At 67.4% G+C, this 18,420-nt stretch carries 17 protein-coding genes; 5 read left to right on the plus strand and 12 right to left on the minus strand.

Annotated features, from left to right (window positions below):
• Positions 1 to 65: 65 nt before the first annotated feature.
• Positions 66 to 2,420 (minus strand): Tex family protein, encoded by a 2,355-nt coding sequence (locus RQI28_RS03135; RefSeq protein ID WP_311221118.1) that lies wholly within the window; start codon positions 2,418 to 2,420, stop codon positions 66 to 68.
• Positions 2,421 to 2,561: 141 nt separating this feature from the next.
• On the opposite strand from RQI28_RS03135, the gene RQI28_RS03140 reads away from it, so the two are divergent.
• From RQI28_RS03140 to RQI28_RS03150, 3 genes are all read left to right on the plus strand, one after another.
• The gene (locus RQI28_RS03140; protein WP_311221119.1) at positions 2,562 to 2,825 is read left to right on the plus strand and encodes a hypothetical protein; all 264 of its coding nucleotides are present in this window, start codon (positions 2,562 to 2,564) and stop codon (positions 2,823 to 2,825) included.
• A gap of 83 nt (positions 2,826 to 2,908) precedes the next feature.
• On the plus strand, positions 2,909 to 3,313 hold the full coding sequence (locus RQI28_RS03145; protein WP_311221120.1) for a hypothetical protein: 405 nt from the start codon (positions 2,909 to 2,911) through the stop codon (positions 3,311 to 3,313).
• A 39-nt stretch (positions 3,314 to 3,352) separates the two neighbouring features.
• Positions 3,353 to 4,441: a DUF72 domain-containing protein gene (locus RQI28_RS03150; protein WP_311221121.1), complete on the plus strand. Its 1,089-nt coding sequence runs from the start codon at positions 3,353 to 3,355 to the stop codon at positions 4,439 to 4,441.
• Between the two features lie 60 nt (positions 4,442 to 4,501).
• Here RQI28_RS03150 and RQI28_RS03155 read toward each other — a convergent pair whose 3' ends face one another.
• The 3 genes from RQI28_RS03155 to RQI28_RS03165 all read right to left on the minus strand — a co-directional run bounded on the left by RQI28_RS03155 (position 4,502) and on the right by RQI28_RS03165 (position 8,514).
• A complete protein-coding gene (locus RQI28_RS03155) occupies positions 4,502 to 5,863 on the minus strand; it encodes an MFS transporter (protein WP_311221560.1) in 1,362 nt (453 codons plus the stop codon).
• 62 nt (positions 5,864 to 5,925) lie between these two features.
• On the minus strand, positions 5,926 to 7,179 hold the full coding sequence (locus RQI28_RS03160) for a multidrug effflux MFS transporter (RefSeq protein ID WP_311221122.1): 1,254 nt from the start codon (positions 7,177 to 7,179) through the stop codon (positions 5,926 to 5,928).
• A 138-nt stretch (positions 7,180 to 7,317) separates the two neighbouring features.
• Entirely contained in the window at positions 7,318 to 8,514 is a 1,197-nt protein-coding gene (locus RQI28_RS03165; RefSeq protein WP_311221123.1) for a heparan-alpha-glucosaminide N-acetyltransferase domain-containing protein, read from the minus strand.
• A gap of 126 nt (positions 8,515 to 8,640) precedes the next feature.
• Between RQI28_RS03165 and RQI28_RS03170 the strand changes: the two genes are divergently transcribed.
• Positions 8,641 to 9,249 carry a DUF1566 domain-containing protein gene (locus RQI28_RS03170; RefSeq protein WP_311221124.1) on the plus strand — a complete coding sequence of 203 codons (609 nt, stop codon included), beginning with the start codon at positions 8,641 to 8,643 and terminating at the stop codon, positions 9,247 to 9,249.
• Positions 9,250 to 9,312: 63 nt separating this feature from the next.
• Positions 9,313 to 10,044 (plus strand): ABC transporter substrate-binding protein, encoded by a 732-nt coding sequence (locus RQI28_RS03175; protein ID WP_311221125.1) that lies wholly within the window; start codon positions 9,313 to 9,315, stop codon positions 10,042 to 10,044.
• Positions 10,045 to 10,060: 16 nt separating this feature from the next.
• Here RQI28_RS03175 and RQI28_RS03180 read toward each other — a convergent pair whose 3' ends face one another.
• The 8 genes from RQI28_RS03180 to RQI28_RS03215 all read right to left on the minus strand — a co-directional run bounded on the left by RQI28_RS03180 (position 10,061) and on the right by RQI28_RS03215 (position 18,369).
• Positions 10,061 to 10,966, minus strand: a complete 906-nt coding sequence (locus tag RQI28_RS03180) for an SDR family oxidoreductase (protein ID WP_311221126.1) — start codon at positions 10,964 to 10,966, stop codon at positions 10,061 to 10,063.
• A 165-nt stretch (positions 10,967 to 11,131) separates the two neighbouring features.
• Complete coding sequence (locus tag RQI28_RS03185; RefSeq protein ID WP_311221127.1) at positions 11,132 to 12,067, minus strand: glutathione S-transferase family protein; 936 nt, start codon at positions 12,065 to 12,067, stop codon at positions 11,132 to 11,134.
• A 44-nt stretch (positions 12,068 to 12,111) separates the two neighbouring features.
• Positions 12,112 to 12,582 (minus strand): GNAT family N-acetyltransferase, encoded by a 471-nt coding sequence (locus RQI28_RS03190; RefSeq protein ID WP_311221128.1) that lies wholly within the window; start codon positions 12,580 to 12,582, stop codon positions 12,112 to 12,114.
• Entirely contained in the window at positions 12,582 to 13,598 is a 1,017-nt protein-coding gene (locus RQI28_RS03195) for an NADP-dependent oxidoreductase (RefSeq protein ID WP_311221129.1), read from the minus strand. The genes RQI28_RS03190 and RQI28_RS03195 overlap by 1 nt, the downstream gene beginning before the upstream one ends.
• A 115-nt stretch (positions 13,599 to 13,713) precedes the next feature.
• Positions 13,714 to 14,139 (minus strand): PaaI family thioesterase, encoded by a 426-nt coding sequence (locus RQI28_RS03200; RefSeq protein ID WP_311221130.1) that lies wholly within the window; start codon positions 14,137 to 14,139, stop codon positions 13,714 to 13,716.
• 42 nt (positions 14,140 to 14,181) lie between these two features.
• Positions 14,182 to 14,973: an SDR family oxidoreductase gene (locus RQI28_RS03205; protein ID WP_311221131.1), complete on the minus strand. Its 792-nt coding sequence runs from the start codon at positions 14,971 to 14,973 to the stop codon at positions 14,182 to 14,184.
• Positions 14,974 to 15,076: 103 nt separating this feature from the next.
• The gene (locus tag RQI28_RS03210) at positions 15,077 to 16,999 is read right to left on the minus strand and encodes an acyl-CoA dehydrogenase (protein WP_311221132.1); all 1,923 of its coding nucleotides are present in this window, start codon (positions 16,997 to 16,999) and stop codon (positions 15,077 to 15,079) included.
• Between the two features lie 194 nt (positions 17,000 to 17,193).
• A complete protein-coding gene (locus RQI28_RS03215; RefSeq protein ID WP_311221133.1) occupies positions 17,194 to 18,369 on the minus strand; it encodes an acetyl-CoA C-acyltransferase in 1,176 nt (391 codons plus the stop codon).
• Positions 18,370 to 18,420 lie beyond the last annotated feature (51 nt).

Raw genomic sequence — 18,420 nt, forward strand, 5'->3', positions numbered from 1 at the left:
AGGCGGTACGCGCCGCGGGCCGCATTGCGCACGGCCCGCGCTCTCCCTGCCGCTGCGGTGCGATCTCAGCGCTTGCCCTGCTGCAGCTTGGCAAAGGCCGACGCCATGGCCGACTGCCCCGCCGGCTCGCTAGGGCGGCGCGGTGCCTGGTGCTGGCCGCGCCCTGCGCCCTCGAAGCGGTTGTCACGCGGCCCGTCCTTGCGGGCCGGTGCGGCATCCAGCTTCATGGTCAGGCCGATGCGCTTGCGCTCCACGTCCACCTCCATGACCTTCACCTTCACGATGTCGCCGGTCTTCACGACCTCGCGTGCATCGGTCACGAACTTGTGGCTCAGCTGGCTCACGTGTACCAGGCCGTCTTGATGCACGCCCAAGTCGATGAACGCGCCGAACTGCGCCACGTTGCTCACCGTGCCCTCCAGCACCATGCCTTCCTTCAAATCCTTGATGTCTTCCACGCCGTCGTTGAAGCGTGCCACCTTGAAGTCCGGGCGCGGGTCGCGGCCGGGCTTTTCCAGCTCGCCCAGAATGTCCCTGACCGTGATGACGCCGAACTTTTCGTTGGCGAACAGCTCGGGCTTCAGGGTCTTGAGCATGTCAGCGCGGCCCATGATCTCCGCCACGGGTTTGCCGGTCTTTTCCATGATCTGCTCGATCACCGGATAGGTCTCGGGGTGCACGCCGGTCATATCCAGCGGGTTGTCGCCACCGCGAATGCGCAAGAAGCCGGCGCTCTGCTCGAAGGTCTTGGCGCCCAGGCCCGACACGTCCATCAGCTGCCTGCGGCTCTTGAAGGCACCGTTGGCCTCGCGCCAGCGCACCACGGCCTTGGCCACGCTGCCCGACAGGCCCGACACACGTGACAGCAGCGGCACGCTGGCGGTGTTCAGGTCCACGCCGACCGAGTTCACGCAGTCTTCCACCACCGTACCCAGGGTCCTCGCCAACTCGCTCTGGTTCACGTCGTGCTGGTACTGGCCCACGCCGATGCTCTTGGGGTCGATCTTGACCAGCTCGGCCAGCGGGTCCTGCAGGCGCCGGGCGATGGATGCCGCACCGCGCAGGCTCACGTCCACATCGGGCATCTCCTGCGACGCGTATTCGCTGGCGGAATAGACGGACGCACCGGCTTCGCTCACCACCACCTTTTCAATGGCGCGCTCGGCCTTGGCGGCCAGCTTGATCAGGTCGGCCGCCAGCTTGTCGGTTTCACGGCTGGCCGTGCCGTTGCCGATGGCGATCAGGTTCACGCCGTGCTTTTCGGCCAGCTTGGCCAGCGTGTGCAGCGAGCCTTCCCAATCACGGCGCGGCTCGTGCGGGAAAACGGTCGCGGTTTCCACCAGCTTGCCGGTCGCATCCACCACCGCCACCTTCACGCCGGTGCGGATGCCCGGGTCCAGCCCCATCACCACGCGCGGGCCCGCAGGAGCGGCCAGCAACAGGTCGCGCAGGTTGTCGGCAAACACCTTGATGGCGACCTTCTCGGCGTCTTCGCGCAGTCGGGTGAACAGGTCGCGCTCGGTCGACAGGCTCAACTTCACGCGCCACGTCCAGCCCACGCATTTGCGCAGCAGGTCGTCGGCAGCGCGGCCCGCATGGCTCCAGCCCAGGTGCAGGGCGATCTTGCCTTCAGCCACGCTGGGTTTGCCCGGCTCGGGCTCGACCGGGAGCACCAGCTTGGCTTCGAGGATTTCGAGCGCCCGGCCCCGGAACACGGCCAGCGCGCGGTGCGAGGGCACACGGCCGATGGGCTCGTCGTACTCGAAGTAGTCGCGGAATTTCGAAACCTCGGGGTCGTTCTCGTTCTTGCCCTCGACCTTCTTGCTGCGCAAAAGCCCTTCGGCCCACAGCCATTCGCGCAGCGACTGCACGAGCACCGCATCTTCGGCCCAGCGCTCGCTGAGGATGTCGCGCACGCCGTCCAGCACCGCGGGCACGGTCGAGAAGTCGGCGCCGGGCTTGCCGTCGTCCAGCACTTCGGGCGGCTTGGTGAACGCCGCGGCTTCCTCGGCCGGGTTCAGTGTGGGGTCGGCAAACAGCTTGTCGGCCAGCGGCTCGATGCCGAACTCGCGCGCGATCTGGCCCTTTGTGCGGCGCTTCTGCTTGAAGGGCAGGTAGATGTCTTCCAGCTCCTGCTTGGTGGGGGCCGCAGCGATGGCAGATCGCAGCGTATCGGTCAGCTTGCCCTGCTCGTCAATGGCTTTCAGCACTGCCGCGCGCCGGTCCTCCAGCTCGCGCAGGTACGACAGGCGTGCTTCCAGTTCGCGCAGCTGAATGTCGTCCAGCCCGCCCGTCACTTCCTTGCGGTAGCGCGCGATGAACGGCACGGTAGCGCCACCGTCCAGCAGTTCCACCGCTGAACGCACCTGTTGTTCACTGACCCTGATTTCTGCGGCCAACTGCCGAATGATCTGCTGCATGTACTGCCGATGTTGTGAGACGAAAAACGAAGCCGGGAAGTTTGCCATAGCACCTACGCCCGATTCGACCTTGGCTGACACCTCGCCGCACGCTCAACTGCAACCATCTGCAAATCATCAACAGATCACAGGGAGTTTTTCATGCAACGCAAGACACTGGTCGCCATCGCCGCCTCGTTGTCGTTCTTCGCCGCTGCAGGCACGGCCACTGCGCAAGTGAGCAAGGCCGCTGCCGAGGCGTCTGATTCCGCCGAACACAAGATCGAACAAAAACGCGCCGAGAGCGAGGCCAAGAAGAGCGGCCCCGTAGGCAAGGCGGTGAACAACGCCAAATCGGGCTACCACAAGAACCGCTCCGAGCACTCGGCCGACAAGGCCAAGAAGTCGCTCAAGAACGCTGGATGACCGAAGGCTGTCGGTGAGCGCCACACGTCACCTTTCTTCCTAAAATGGGCATCGCCTTTTCTGTGGCGATGCCCATTTTTTTGATGACCCCTCTGCCCTTCCCCATCCGCACCGAATGCCCGCCCGGCGCCTGCGTGTGCGAACGGGATGCGCTGATGCAGCAGCAAGGTGGCGACGTGCGCATCCTGCAGTTGACGCGCGACGAAGAAAAGCGGCTGCTGGAGCGTCTGGAGAACTTGGCAGATCTGCCCGATCTGCGCCGCATGGAAAGCCGGCTTTTCGAGCTGCTGGGCGTGCGCCTGAGCATTGCGGCCAGCGCGAACGAAGTGCGCACCTTGCGGGGTATCACCATCCTCGTGCACGAACAGCCGGGCCTGTGCCGCAAGACGCGCCAGGCCATTCCGGCGGCCATCAAGAAAAGCATGGACCAGCGCCCGCAGATCGCATGGGACCTGTTGAACGAAGGCGGTCTGTTCGGCGCGGCCTGACGACGCACCACGCACACCGCGCCACACGCAACGCAGCCCATGCAAGACGATTTGTTCGGCGGCCCGCCCGCCCCGCCTCCTTCGGCACCCCCAGCACCCGCTGCGCCGCCTCCAGACGATGCAGACAGCAACGCAGCGCCACGCCGACGCACCGGCGTGCACCCTGCCGACTGGGACGAGGCACTGCGCGCACTGGGCGCCGCGTTGCCGCCGCACCTGCGGCTGGGCACCTCGTCGTGGACATATCCCGGCTGGAAGGGCCTGGTGTGGGAGGGCGAGCATTCCGACGCCACCCTGTCCAAGAACGGCCTGCCCATCTACGCCCAGCACCCGCTGCTGCGCACCGTCAGCATCGACCGCAGCTTCTATCGACCGCTCACCGCCGAGCAGTACGCCCGCTACGCAAGCCAGGTGCCGGGCGACTTCCGCTTCGTCGTGAAGGCGCCCAGCCTGGTCACAGACGCGCTGGTGCGCAGCGAAGACGGGCGCGGCAGGCAGGCCAACAGCGCGTTCCTGAACCCCGACCTGGCGCGGCAGGAATTCGTGCAGCCCGCGCTGGAAGGCCTGGGCGCCAAGGCCGGCGCGCTCGTCTTCCAACTCAGCCCCCTGCCGTTGACGCTGCTGCACCGCCTGCCCGAGGTGCTGGACCGCCTTCATGCGATGCTGAGCGCGCAGCCCCCGCTGCAAGCCGTGGCGCCCGATGCGGTGCTGGCCGTTGAAGTGCGCGACCCCGAATGGCTGGCGACCGACGTGCTGCCGCGCCTGGCTGAGGTGCTGCGCGCCAGCGGCGCCACCTATTGCCTGGGCCTGCACGCGCGCATGCCGGCGCTGCGCGACCAGTTGCAACTGCTGCGCCTGCTCTGGCCCGGGCCGCTGGTCTGCCGCTGGAACCTGCACCCGGTGCACGGCATGTATGGCTACGAAGATGCCGAAAAGCTCTACGCGCCCTACGACCGCATCCACCACCCCGACCCCGACCTGCACGCCGAGCTGGCGCAGGCGATTGCCGGCATCACGGGGCGGGGGCAGAACGCGTACGTGACCATCAGCAACCATGCCGAGGGCTGCGCGCCGCTCACGATCCGCACGCTGGCCGAGCAGATCGTGGCGGCCAATAAACTACTATGATTTTTATAGCTGATAGCGCTTGATGGATAAGCGCTAGAGGCCATTATGACCATTAATCGGTCAGTGCGCAGCCCCGGCCGCTTTGCGCCCCACGCGCAGCGAACTGCACACCCCCGCCAGCACTGCACTGCCCGCCGCCAGCAGCATGGCGATGGATTCGCCCCGGCCGTCATGCTGCGTCCAGACGGCGAAGATGCCGGCCAGCACCACTGCGCCCAACGTCTGCCCGGTAAGCCGCGCCGTGCCCAGCATGCCGCTGGCCGCGCCGCTGCGGTGCAGGGGCGCCGTCGTCACGATGGTGTGGTTGTTGGGCGACTGAAACAACGCAAAGCCGATGCCGCACAGCGCCATGCGCCACACCACATCGGCCGTGGCCGCATGCGCGGGCATGAACGCCAGCGCCAGCAGCCCGCAGGCGAACACGCCCATGCCGATGCCGCCCAGCAGCCCGTCCGCCACCTTGCCGATGAGCCACCCCGCGATGGGCGCCACCGTCACGATGGCCAGCGGCCACACGGTGATCAGCAGGCCCGCTTCGATGTGCGAGCGGCCATGCACTTCCAGCAACAGAAAGGGCAGCGACAGAAACGCCATCATCTGTGCGCAGAAGGCGCTGACCGATGCGCCCATGGACAGTGCGAACACCGGAATGCGCAGCAGATCGACCGGAAAGAGCGGCGTGGCCTGGTGCCCTTGCCGCCGCAGGTACACCACGCCCACCGCCGCGCCTGCGGCCAGCAGCAGCCAGCCCGCGCTGGGCCCGCCGAGCCCGGCAGCGGCAGGCGATGCGCGCACGCCCAACTGCTCAGCCCCGATGAAAATCAGCGTGAACATGGCGATGTTCAACAGCACATCGACCCAGGAAAAGCGGCCGCTCAGGGCGCTGACCGCGTTGGCCGGCAGCGCGCGGCGGCCCAGCCACAGCGTGAAAAGGCCCAGCGGCAGGTTCATCGCGAACAGCCAGGGCCATGACGCCACGGAAAGAACGGCGGCAGCTACCGAAGGCCCCGCCATCGACGCGCCCGCCACCACCAGCGAGTTGATGGCCATGCCCTTGCCCAACAACGCGCGCGGGTAAATCAGCCGCACCACGGCCGCGTTCACGCTCAAGACACCGGCGGCGCCCGCGCCCTGCAGCGCACGCGCTGCGATCAGCGTGGAAAGCGACGAGGCCAGCATGGCGCCCATCGATGCCAGCGCGAACACCGCCATGCCCACCAGATACACGCGCCGATAGCCCAAGCGGTCGCCCAGCGCAGCCAGCGGCAACAGCAAGACCAGCGCGGCGATCTGATAGGCGTTGACCACCCAGATGGCCTGCGAGGCATTGGCGTTCAGTTCACGCGCAATGCCGGGCAGCGCCAGGTTGAGGACGCTGCTGTCGAGCACCGCCAGCGTCAGGCCCAGGATGATGACCAGCATGGCCCGCAATCGCGGCCCCTGCGGCAGGCCATCGGGCGGGGCCGCCTGCGCACTGGAGGCCGTCAATGGGCGGCTCCACCCACCCGGTGTGCCCGCTTGCCGCCCAGCGTGGTCCAGGTCAGCGCAAAGCCCACCAGCGCGCCGGCCGACATGCCCACCACCATGGGCAGCGGCTTGCCGGTGGCGAAGGCGCCGCTGACGCCCATGGCCACAGCGCCCACCAGCATCTGCAGCGTGCCCAGCAGTGCAGACGCGGTGCCGGCGATGGCGCCATGCTCTTCCAGCGCCAGCACCGAGGTGGTCGGAATCACCAGCCCCATCGCGCCGCTGGCCAGAAAATACAGGCCCAGCAACACCGCCAGCCGGTCGCCGCCCGCCGCGTAATACGCCAGCATCGCGATCATTACCGAGGCAGCCACCGTCACCGCGGCCTTCACCACCCGCACCAGCCCGAAGCGCCGGCCCAGCGATGCGGTGAACTGCGCGGACACGAAGAAGGCCGCAGCGTTGACCGAAAACGCCAGGCTGTACTGCACGGAAGACAAGCCGTAATGGTTGATGAGCACGAAAGGCGAGCCGGCCAGGTAGACGAAAAAGCCTGCCATCGAGCAGCCGCCGATCAGCACCAGCCCCAGGTAGTGCCCGTCGCGCAGCAGCACGCCGTAAGCGGCCAGTGCGCTGGGCCCGCCAGCGCCGGCGCGCTGCTCGGCCGGCAGCGTCTCTGGCAGCGACTGACGCACCAGCACCAGCCCCGCCACGGCCGCAATCGCCACCGCCCAGAACACGCCGCGCCAGCCGGTCAGCGCGATCACGCCGCTGCCCGCCAGGGGCGCCAGCAGCGGCGACACGCTGAACACGAGCATCAGCAGCGACATGAGCCGAGCGGCCTCGGTGCCGGTGTGCAGGTCGCGCACCACCGCACGCGGAATCGCCATGCCCGCCGCTGCACCCAGGCCTTGCAGAAACCGCAGCCCGATCAGCGTCTGGATATCGGTGGCCAGCGCGCAGCCCACGCTGGCGACCGCGAAAAGCCCCAGGCCGAAATAGAGCGGCACCTTGCGGCCCACGCGGTCGGACACCGGCCCGTAGACCAGTTGGCCCACGCCCAGCGCGATGAAGAAAGCCGTCAGGCTCCACTGCACGGCACCCACGTCTGCGCCCAAGCTGGCGCCTATGTCGGGCAGCGCCGGCAGGTACATGTCGATGGCGAAGGGGCCGATGGCCGAGAGCAGCCCCAGTACCAAGGCCAGCCGAAGGAAGTGGGAGGATGAAGAAGACGAGCCGGAACGCGGCTGGGGAGACGACGGTGAACGCATTCGGGCAATTGTCGCCAACGGCGAACCACGGCGCCGGCGTAGGGTCAAAGTTTCAGTGTTTTTGGCCTCTAGCGCCTATTCATCAAGCGCTAGTAGCTATACTTTTTATAGCAACCAGCCGACTGACTCGAAAGCGGGTCAGAGGTATTTCAGCCAGGCGAGGTCCTTGCGCCGGGCCTTGAAGCGGCCAAAGGCGCGCACGGGCACGAACAAGGCAGCGGCCAGCGCAATGGACGCCAGCCACACGGCGCCCATGCCATCAAAGCCGAAGTAACGGCCTTGGGTTGTGCCCCAGACCGCCACGGCACCCAGGTACAGCAGCTTGAGCACGTACAAGTGCAGCAGGTAGAAAAACATGGGCGCGGCGCCATACACCGTCAGCACGCGCAGCACGCCGCTGGCGGGGTGCATGCGTTCGAAGGCACGCAGCAGCAGCAGGCCTATGCCCAGCGTCAGCGCGACGAACAGCAGCGAGGGCGGGTACTTGGTGACGTTGAAAAAGCCCATCACGGTGACCATGGCCGAATCGGCCAGGCCCCAAGGTTGGTCGCCATAGCCGTTCAGCGCGCGCAGCAAGACGAACCCGGCCAGCAGGCCCAGGCCCCACCCGAGCAGGCGCCTGCGCCGCACTGCCGCGTCAGCCCCGGCGGCAAACCAGGTGCCGGCGGCGTAACCCAGGGCGATCACACCGATCCACGGCAACAGCGGATACGACGTGCGCAGGCGCAAGGCACCCTCGCCGCCCAGCGTGATCCAGCCCCGGTCATGCAGCACCGCCCAGGGCACGTGCAGCGCATGGCCCGCGGGAAAGTGCAGCCCGTCCAGCAGGTTGTGCCCGGCCACCAGCACCAGGCCCAGCGCAATGAGCACCGGGCGCGGCAGCCACACCAGGGCCGCCAGCGCCAGCATGCTGAGGCCAATCACCCAGATCACCTGCAGGTAAATGATTTGCGGCGGGAACTGGAACGTCCACGCGAAGTTGACCAGCGTCACTTCCAGCAGCACCAGAAACAGCCCGCGCTTGGCCAGAAAGGCCGCTGCTGCAGCCCGGCCATCGGGCTGGCGTGCGCCGTACAGGTACGCGGACAGACCCGTCAGAAACACGAACACCGGCGCGCAGACGTGCGCCAGCAGGCGGCTGGCGAACAGCTCGGGCGACGTGGTCGCCACTGCCATGGGGTCGGTGACCTGGTGGTGCAGGAAGAAGGTTTCACGCACGTGGTCCAGCAACATGAACAAAATCACGAGGCCGCGCAAGGCGTCGATGGATGCGAGTCGTTGCGTGGCAGGCGTGCCGGCAGATGGCGCGCCCGGCAAGGTTGTCGATGAGAGCATGGGCAGAGGCACCGGCGTGCTAAAGGCCGGCCCGAAATCGAAAGAGGCGCCATTGTGCCGTCGCACATGCAGCCATCTGCAGTTGCTGCCACGGCGAATACGGGCTTGCGCGAGAATGCAGACGCCATGCCAAACCCCGCCCTGCCACTGTTGTCCCACATGGTCTTCCGCACGGCCGTGGCTGCGCTGCTGCTCTGCACGGCCGTCATCGCACGGCCCGTGCAGGCGGCACCACCCGACAAGCCGGCGGCCATGCGCGCGTCTGACGACGGCCTGTACGTGCTGGACGACCGCGCCAAGCTCGCGTGGCCTCGCTGCGTGGAGGGCATGCAGTGGAACGGCCGCACCTGCACGGGCGAGGCGCGCCTTTTCACCTATTCAGAAGCGCAGGCCCTGGCCAATGCGCGCTGGAAGGCCGAGGGCGTGCGCTGGCGCCTGCCGCGCGTGCCCGAACTGCGCCGGCTGGTGGACCGCAGCCGCCAGCCGCCGATGATCAGCCCGGTGCTGTTTCCGGCCACGCCCATGCAGTGGCACTGGACGGGCACGGCCAGCGTGAACACCGCCACCGCCACCGTCAACCCCTACAACTACGGCAACGTGGCGCGCGGCGGCAACGGCGAGGCCGGCATGCAGGCGCAACAAGGCTGGGCGGTGGACATGGAAACCGGCGAAGTGCGCGGCACCATGGGCAAGGGCAATCGGCTGCCGGTGCGGCTGGTGCGGCCACAGCCATGAATCCACCCGCCATGGTCCCCTCTTTCACCTCCAACCCGGCAGGCCGTTGAGCGCCTGAACACCATGCCCCTGTCCACCGCCCTCCGTTCCGTTCTGGCCCCGCAAGGCCGCATCCGTGCCGCCATCAACACCGGCAACCCCATCCTCGCGCGAGCAGCTGCGGAAGGTGGTGCCAAGGGCGTATCGGTCGACCTGGCGCGGCGCTTTGCCGAGCAGTTGGGCGTGCCGCTGGAGCTGTGCGTGTTCGACGCAGCGGGCAAGTCGGTGGAGGCCGTGACGGCCGAGCGCGCCGACTTCGGCTTTTTCGCGGTGGACCCGGTGCGCGGCGCCGGCATCGCTTTTTCAGCGCCCTATGTGTTGATCGAGGGCAGCTATCTGGTGCGGGAAGATTCGCCATTGCAGGACAACGCGGAGGTCGATGCCGCCGGCCACCGGCTGGTGGTAGGCAAAGGCAGCGCCTACGACCTGCATCTGACACGCGAGATCCGCCATGCCGAACTGGTGCGTGCGCCCACCTCGCCGGCGGTGGTCGGCACCTTTCTGGCTGAAAACGCCGATGTGGCCGCCGGCGTGCGCCAGCAGCTGCAGGCCGATGCCGCACGCCACCCGGGCCTGCGCCTGCTGCCCGGCCGCTTCATGGTGATTCAGCAGGCGATGGGCCTGCCCAAGTCGCGTGGCGCAGAGGCAGCGCAGGCGCTGGCTGATTTCGTGGAAGAAGCCAAGGCCTCGGGCTTCGTGGCCGAGGCGTTGGCCCGGCACGGCATCGAAGGCGCCTCAGTCGCGCCAGTTGCCTAAGTTGTAGAACCCGGCCCTACACCGCCCGCAGCTGCGCGCGCAACTGGGCGCCCAGTTCGGGCTTGCCCGCAAAAGGGTCGGTGGGGTTGCGGCCCTGCAGCACGTCTTCCAGCCGCGTCTGCACCGATCCGATCGCCTGCGGGTGGCTGTAGATGTAGAACTGGTTGCCGGCCACGGCGTCGAACACCTTCGCCGCCACGTCGGCGGCAGACACCTTGCCGCTGGTGACGGCCTTGCCCGTCATGGCCTGCCCGATCAGCTGGCTGCGCGTGGGCTGGCCGGCCGCCAGCGCACCCGGCCGGTTGCGTTCGCTGGCATGAATGCCAGTGGCCACGAAGAACGGGCACAGCACGCTGGCGCACACCTGATCGGTAACGAGAGAAAGGTCTTGGTACAGCGTTTCGCTCAGGCTGACCACCGCATGCTTGCTGACGTTGTAGACGCCCATGTTCGGCGGGTTCAGCAGGCCCGCCATGCTGGCGGTGTTGACGATGTGGCCGCGCCAGGCGGGGTCTTTGGCCGCCGCCTCCAGCATCATCGGCGTGAACAGGCGCACGCCGTGCACCACGCCCCACAGGTTCACGCCCAGCACCCATTGCCAGTCGGCCACCGTGCTTTCCCATAGCAGCCCGCCTGAGCCCACGCCGGCGTTGTTGAAGACCAGGTGCGGCGCGCCGAATTGCTGCTGCACATCAACCGCCAGTTGCTCCATCTGCGCGGCACTCGACACGTCCACGCGCCGGGCCAGCACCGGCACGCCGGCCGCGCCAAGTTCGACGGCTGCCGCATCCAGCGCGTCCTGCTGCACATCTACCAGCACCAGCTGCATGCCCCGCGCCGCGCCGATGCGCGCGCATTCCAGCCCGAAGCCGGAACCCGCACCCGTGATGACGGCGGTCTTGCCGTGGAAGTCTTCGATCATTGGCCTGTCTCCTTGAATGTGTTGATGCATGAAAAGCGCGCCGCCGGAACGCCCGCGCCGCCTAGGCCAGCAGACGCCGCGGGACTGGCTTTGCCAGACCGCTGGCGTCGTCCCCCTTCCCGGATCGCGAAGCGAGCCGAGAGAAGGGGCAAGCGGCGCAGCCGCTCAGGGGGTTGCTCTCAAGACGTATCCGATGCGCGGGAAATGGACGTGCACCGTGCCGGCGCGCGGGTCGCTGCGGCGCAGCGTGTAGCGGGTGCGCGTGGCAGCCACCAGCGTGCCGGCGGTGGGTTCGGTACCAAAGGTCTCGGCGGCGATGGTGACTGCGGTGCCCAGTGCAATGCCGTGCTCGTCCTGGAACACGTCGTCGGCCAGCGGTGCGGGCTCGGAGCGCTCGGCCACAGTGATCGCGCTTTGCGCATCGAACTTCTCCATGCGGCCATGCCCCAGCGCCGCGACGCGGTCCATCCACTCCACGACCGCCGGCGTCGCGGCAAAGATGTCGGCCATCACCGGCACGCACTGGCGCGTGAACCACAGCGGGTGGTAGGCGGCGAAGTCGGCCACGCAGGGCTCGGCGCCGAACAGGAATTCATGCTCTTCAGCCATGTGCGCGATACGGCGCAGGTACGACCGGTAGGCCGCCGTGGCGTCGCGCGGATCCAGCCGGGGCATTGCGCCGCTCATGGCCTTTCGGTCAGAAGAAAAAGCCTGCTGCGCCGCCTGCGGCAGGTTGGCGAACAGCACGCTGGCGCCGCGCGGCTGCAGGTTGTAGGCCATGGCGGCCCAAAAGAGCGTGGTGTCGGCCCACTGCGTGAACACGCGCGCCACGCCCTTCAGGTGGGGTGGAAACAAAGGCGGCTCGGGCTGCACATGCTCCAGCACGTCGCAGATGAGCGCCGTGTCGCAGTACACGTCGGCCCCCACCTGCAGAAAAGGCGTGCGCCGGTAGCCGCCCGTGAGCGCCACCACGTCGGGCTTGGGCGCCACGCTGGGCACGATGACCGACTTCCACGCCAGTTGCTTGAAGCCCAGCGCCGCGCGGATCTTTTCAGAGAAGGGCGACGAAGGGTAATGGTGCAGGATCAGCTCAGTGGTCATCGCGGGCTCCTCGTGGTGATGGAAATCTGCCTGTTGGCAAGCGCTCAGGCTATGGCGCGCTCGCCCGGACTCCACAGCATTTCGACATGGGGAATGCCGTCTTCCAGATATTCGGGCGACACGGTGGCAAAGCCATGCTCGCCATAGAAGCGCTGCAGATGGGCCTGCGCGCTGATGCGCACGGCCTGGCCGGGCCAAGCCTGCTGGCAACGCGCCAGGCCCTCAGCCACCAGCGCGCGGCCGGCGCCGGTGCCGCGCGCCTCGGGCGCCGTCACCACGCGGCCGATGGAGGGCTCGGGGTAGTTCACGCCACCATCCACCACCCGCAGCGTGGCCAGCAGCGGCCCGCCGGCGTGCGCGCGGCCCAGCAGGTGCCAGGCGGTCTTGTCGGCGTCGTCTGGGTCCTGGTACGGGCCTTGTTCAAGAATGAACACGCGGCAACGCAACGCCAGAGCGTCGTGCAGCGCATGCACGCCCAGGTCGTCGAACCGGGCCCAGGTCCAATGCAGTGCCATCAGACCAGCTTGACCAATTGCTTGCCGAAGTTCTTGCCTTTGAGCAGGCCCAGGAAGGCTTCGGGCGCAGCGGCCAGGCCGTCTGCGATGGTCTCGCGCGGGCGCAGCTTGCCGGCCGCGACCAGCCCGCCCAGTTCCTTGAGCGCCTCGGGCCACACTTCCATGTGTTCGCTGACGATGAAGCCCTGCACCTTCATGCGGTTGATGAGGATCAGCGCCGGGTTCTGCAGCGGCAGCGGCTGGCCGTCGTAGCCGGCGATCATTCCGCACACCGCCACGCGCGCGAAGGCGTTGGCGCGCAGCAGCACCGCGTCGAGGATGTAGCCGCCCACGTTCTCGAAGTAGCCGTCGATGCCGTCCGGGCAAGCCTCTTTCAGCGCCTTCGACATGGCCTTCAGATCGCCGTTGGCACGGTGGTCGATGCACACGTCAAAGCCCAGCTCTTCGGTGGCGTACCTGCACTTGTCCGGCCCGCCGGCAATGCCCACCACGCGGCAGCCGCGTGCCTTTGCCAGCGCAGCAAAGGCGCTGCCCACGGCGCCGGTGGCGGCACTGACGACCACCGTCTCGCCCGCCTTGGGCTCGATGATCTTCACCAAGCCATACCAGGCCGTCACGCCCGGCATGCCCACGGCGCCCAGGTAGTGCGACAGCGGCACGTGCGTCGTATCGACCTTGCGCAAGGCGCCGGCGGCATTGCCGTCGACCACGCTGTATTCCTGCCAGCCGCCCATGCCCACCACCTTGTCGCCCACGGCGAACTTGGCGTGGCGGCTTTCCACCACCTCGCCCACGGTGCCGCCGATCATCACTTCGCCCAGCGCCTGGCTGGCCGCGTAGCTCTTGCTTTCGTTCATGCGGCCGCGCATGTACGGGTCCAGGCTCAGGTAGTGGTGGCGCACCAGCACCTGGCCATCGCCCAGCGCTGGCGTGTCGGTGGCAACGAGCTTGAAATTGCCCGTGGTGGCTTCGCCCTGAGGGCGGTTGTCGAGAACGATCTGTTGATTGCGGGGCATGGCGAAACTCCTTTTGCTATATTTATGATAGCGGCCAGCGCTTTATTTACAAGCGCTGGAGCACGTTTTGATTCAAATTTTGCAAAGCGGCGATTTCAGACGCCGTGAAGAAGCATCAGTCGGTAGACAGTGCCGTGCCCTCGCCGGGCCCTTCCGCCGCGGCGCGCCGCACGTACTTGAAGGTGCCCGTGGCATGGCTGCACGCACGCCCTTCGGCGTCGTACACCGTGCCTTCGGCGAACGCGATGGAACGGGTGCGGTGAATGAGCCGGCCCTTGGCCACCAGCGGTCCGCGCGCGGGCTGCATGAAGCTGGTCTTCATCTCGATGGTGACCACTCCGTAGTCCGGCGTCTCGCTGCGCGCGGCTGTGGCCAGCGTCACGTCCAGCAGCGCCATGGTGGCGCCGCCGTGGGTCACGGCGAACGAATTGAGGTGCTCGGGCGCAGCCTCGTAGCGCAGCTCGGACTCGCCCGCCTCCAAGCGGTGCAGGGTGAAACCCAGGTGGGTCACGAAGGGAATCTCGACACCAAAATTCAGCACGGATAGGTCTCCTGTCAGCGGGTAGTGGTCAACACCCGGAGCTTAGCCGCCCGTCACCACGCTCACGCCGCCGTCCACCGCCATCCACTGCCCGGTGATGTGCTTGCCCGCATCGCTGGCATACAGCAGCGCGATGCCTTTGAGGTCCTCCTCGTCGCCCAGGCGGCGCAGCGGCGCGTGCGACGCCATCTTCTCCTCCCCCAAAGACTCGATCAGCACCGTTGCCATCTTGGTCTTGAAAAAGCCTGGGCAGATCGCGTTGACCGTGATGCCGTATTCGCCCCACTCCGCCGCCAGCGCACGGGTGAAGTTGATCACCGCGCCCTTGGACGTGTTGTAGGCGATGGTCTTCATCGCCGACGGGTTGCCCCCCAGCCCGGCGATGGACGCCACGTTCAGGATGCGGCCGCTCTTGCGCGGGATCATGCTGTGCTTGGCGATGGCCTGCGACAGCAGGAAGTAGCCGCGCACGTTGAGATTCATCACCTTGTCCCACGCGGCGGTGGGGTGGTCTTCGGCCGGGGCGCCCCAGCTGGCGCCAGCGTTGTTGATGAGGATGTCCACGTCGCCCAGGCGCTGCAGCGTCTCGGCGGCCAGGCGCTGGATGTCCGCTTCCTGCCCGCAGTCGGCCGCCACCCAGCGTGCGTCGATGCCTGCGGCCTGCAGCGTGGCGGTGGCCTCTTCCAGGTCGGGGGCCTTGCGCGACGTGATCAGCACGCGGGCGCCGGCCTCGCCCAACGCGTGGGCCATCTGCAGGCCCAACCCGCGCGAGCCGCCGGTGATGAGGGCAGTCTTGCCGGAAAGATCGAAGAGTTGCTGGACGGTTCGGCTCATGGGCTTGTGTCTCCTTGTGATGGCCTGTGAATCAGGTGCCGGCACATTGTGCGAGCGCTGCGGCCTGGGCCGTGTCGCGCCTTTGATAGGCGCGCCGCGCGGATCAGAACGCGTCTTCGGGCAGCGCCGCGCAGGTCTGGTCGCGCTGGCGCACCACGTTCAGCCAGGCGCCGATCTTGGGCAGTTCGTAATGATAGAAATAGCGTGCAGCGCCCATCCTGCCTGCGCTAGCAGCTATCGAAAGCGCAGCGTCGTTGCGCTGCGTGGCCAGCGCCACATCCAGCCAGACCCAGGCCAGCACGGTATGGCCGAAGGCTTGCATGTACGGCACGGCGTTGGCCAGCGCTTGCGCCGGCTCGCCCGTCGCCCAGGCCGCCTTGGTGGCCGCGCCCACTTCGGCCAGCGCACCGGCCAGCGCGTTGGCGTAGGTGGCCAGCTCGGGCTGCTGGATGGCCTGCTGCACGGTGGCGTTGATGCGGCCGGCCAGCAGCTGCAGCCCCCGGCCGCCTTCCATCAGCACCTTGCGGCCGAGCAGGTCCATCGCCTGGATGCCGTGCGTGCCTTCATGAATCATGTTCAGCCGGTTGTCGCGCCAGTACTGCTCCACGGGAAAGTCGCGCGTGTAGCCGTAGCCGCCGTGAACTTGAATGGCGAGCGAATTCGCCTCCAGGCACCATTCGCTGGGCCAGCTCTTGGCGATGGGGGTGAGCACTTCCAGCAGCAGGCGCGCCTCGTCGGCCGCCTGCGCGTCGCCCGTGTGCTGTTCATCGACCAGGCGCGCGCAGTACAGGTTCAGCGCCAGCGCGCCTTCGCCGTAGCTCTTTTGCGCCAGCAGCATGCGCTTGATGTCGGCATGCTCGATCAACCGCACCTGGGGCGCGGCGGCGTCCTTGCCGGACTTGCCCGCAGCGCTCGCGCTGCCCGCCTGGATGGGCCTGCCCTGCGGACGGTTCTTGGCGTAGTCCAGGCTGGCGTAGTAGCCGGCCAGCCCCAGCATGGTGGCCGCCATGCCGATGCCGATGCGCGCCTCGTTCATCATGTGGAACATGCACTTCAGGCCTTCGCCCGGCTGGCCGACCAAATAGCCGATGGCGCCCACGCCGCCGCGCACGGGATACTTGCCCTCACCGAAGTTCAGCAGCGTGTTGGTGGTGCCGCTCCAGCCCAGCTTGTGGTTCAGGCCGGCCAGTGCCACGTCGTTGCGCTCGCCCGTCAGTGCGCCGTCTGCGTTCACCAGATGCTTGGGCACGATGAAAAGCGAGATGCCCTTGACGCCCGGCACCAGCTTGCCATCCGGCCCCGGAATCTTGGCCAGCACCAGGTGCACGATGTTCTCGGTCAGCTCATGGTCGCCCGAGCTGATCCACATCTTGTTGCCGGTCAGGCGATAGCGCGCACCCAGCACGTCGCCATCCCAAGGGACTTCGCCGTTTGCGGCTACCGAAGCGGCCTCGTCTGCGGCTACCGAAGGGGTCTTGTCTGGGACGGCGCGCGTGGCCACGTCCGACAACGAAGAGCCCGCCTGCGGCTCGGACAAGCACATGGTGCCGGCCCAGCGGCCGTTGAATTCGTTGAGGGCAAACACCTGCTGCTGTGCCGGCGTGCCGTGCGCCATCAGCAGGTTGGCATTGCCCGAGGTCAGCAGGTTCGAGCCGATGCTGACCGACGCTGCGGCGAAGAAGCTGTTGGCCGCAGCCTCCACCGTGTAGGGCAACTGCATGCCACCCACTTCATAGTCTTGCGCGGCGCTGAGCAGGCCCGATTCGGCATAGGCGCGGCGCGCATCGTGCGTGGCTTGCGGCAGCACCACGCGCAGCGTGCCGTCCGGCTCGGTCACGGTGTGCGGCTGTTGCGTGTCGACCAGGCGGTTGAACGGCGCGTACTTTTCGCGGGCGATGCGCTCGCAGGTGTCCAGCACCGCATCGAAGGTCTCGCGCGAATGATCGGCAAAGCGCTCGCGCGTGGCCAGCGATTCGGCGCCGAGCCACTGGTAGAGCAGAAAGTCGAGGGTGGGACGCAGGCTCATGAACCGTGCCTCATTGAGGCCGCCAGCGCCCGCCAAGCAAGCGCTGACAGCTATTAAAAAGAGAGTGAAAGAGCAATCGATGCCACGCGCTGCCAGTGGCACAGCAGCGCGGGCACGCACCGCACGGGCGTCCCCAGGTGGGCCTTCACAGGGGCAGACACACGCGCGCCATCACGCCAGGGTCGCAACGTGCGTCACAGCACCTCGAACACACCCGCAGCACCCATGCCGCCGCCGATGCACATGGTCACACAGACACGCTTGGCACCGCGGCGTTTGCCCTCGATGAGCGCATGGCCTGTCAGGCGCTGGCCGCTCACGCCGTAGGGGTGGCCCAGGGCGATGGCGCCGCCGTTCACGTTCAGGCGGTCGGCCGGAATGCCCAGCTTGTCGCGGCAGTACAGCACCTGCACGGCAAAGGCTTCGTTCAGCTCCCACAGGTCGATGTCCTGCACCGTGAGGCCCAGTTTTTTCAGCACCTTGGGCACGGCAAAGATGGGGCCGATGCCCATCTCGTCGGGCTCGCAGCCGGCCACCGCAAAGCCCAGGAACCGGCCCAGCGGCTTCAAGCCGTGCTGGCTGGCGTAGGCTTCGCTGGTAACCACGCAGGCGCCGGCGCCGTCAGAAAACTGGCTGGCGTTGCCGGCTGAAATCAAACCGCCCGGCAGCGCGGAACGCAGACCGCTAATGGCCTCCACCGTCGTGCCTTCGCGCGTGCCTTCGTCCTTCGATACGGTGACTTGCCTGGTGATCAGGCCCAGCGTCTTGTCGGCAATGCCTGCCGTGACGGTGATGGGCGCGATCTCGGCATCGAACAGGCCGGCAGCCTGCGCGGCGCAGGCTTTTTGCTGGCTGCCGGCGCCGTACTCGTCCATGGCGTCGCGGCCGATGCCATAGCGCTTGGCTACCTGTTCTGCCGTCTGCAGCATGTTCCAGTAGATCTCGGGCTTTTGCTTGGCAAGGGCCAGGTCCTGGATCATGTGCAGGTTCATTTCCTGCTGCACGCACGAGATGCTTTCCACCCCGCCGGCCACATACACGTCGCCCTCGCCCGCGATGATGCGCTGCGCTGCCGTGGCGATGGTCTGCAGGCCCGAGGAGCAGAAGCGGTTGATGGTCATGCCCGAGGTGGTGACTGGCAGCCCGGCCTTGATGGCGATCTGGCGCGCGATGTTGCTGCCGGTGGCGCCTTCGGGCGTGGCGCAGCCCATGATGACGTCATCGACATGCGCGCCGTCGATGCCGGCGCGCTGCACCGCGTGCTGCACGGCGTGGCCGCCGAGCGTGGCGCCGTGGGTCATGTTGAAGGAGCCCTTCCAGCTCTTGGCGAGCGGCGTGCGGGCGGTGGAGACGATCACTGCGGAGGTCATGTGCAAATTCCTTGTTCTGTCGGCGAGGGCAATGGCGGATGCGGAGCGTGG

The organism is Acidovorax sp. WCS2018Noco2-16 (assembly GCF_031843945.1).
Lineage (GTDB): Bacteria > Pseudomonadota > Gammaproteobacteria > Burkholderiales > Burkholderiaceae_C > Paracidovorax.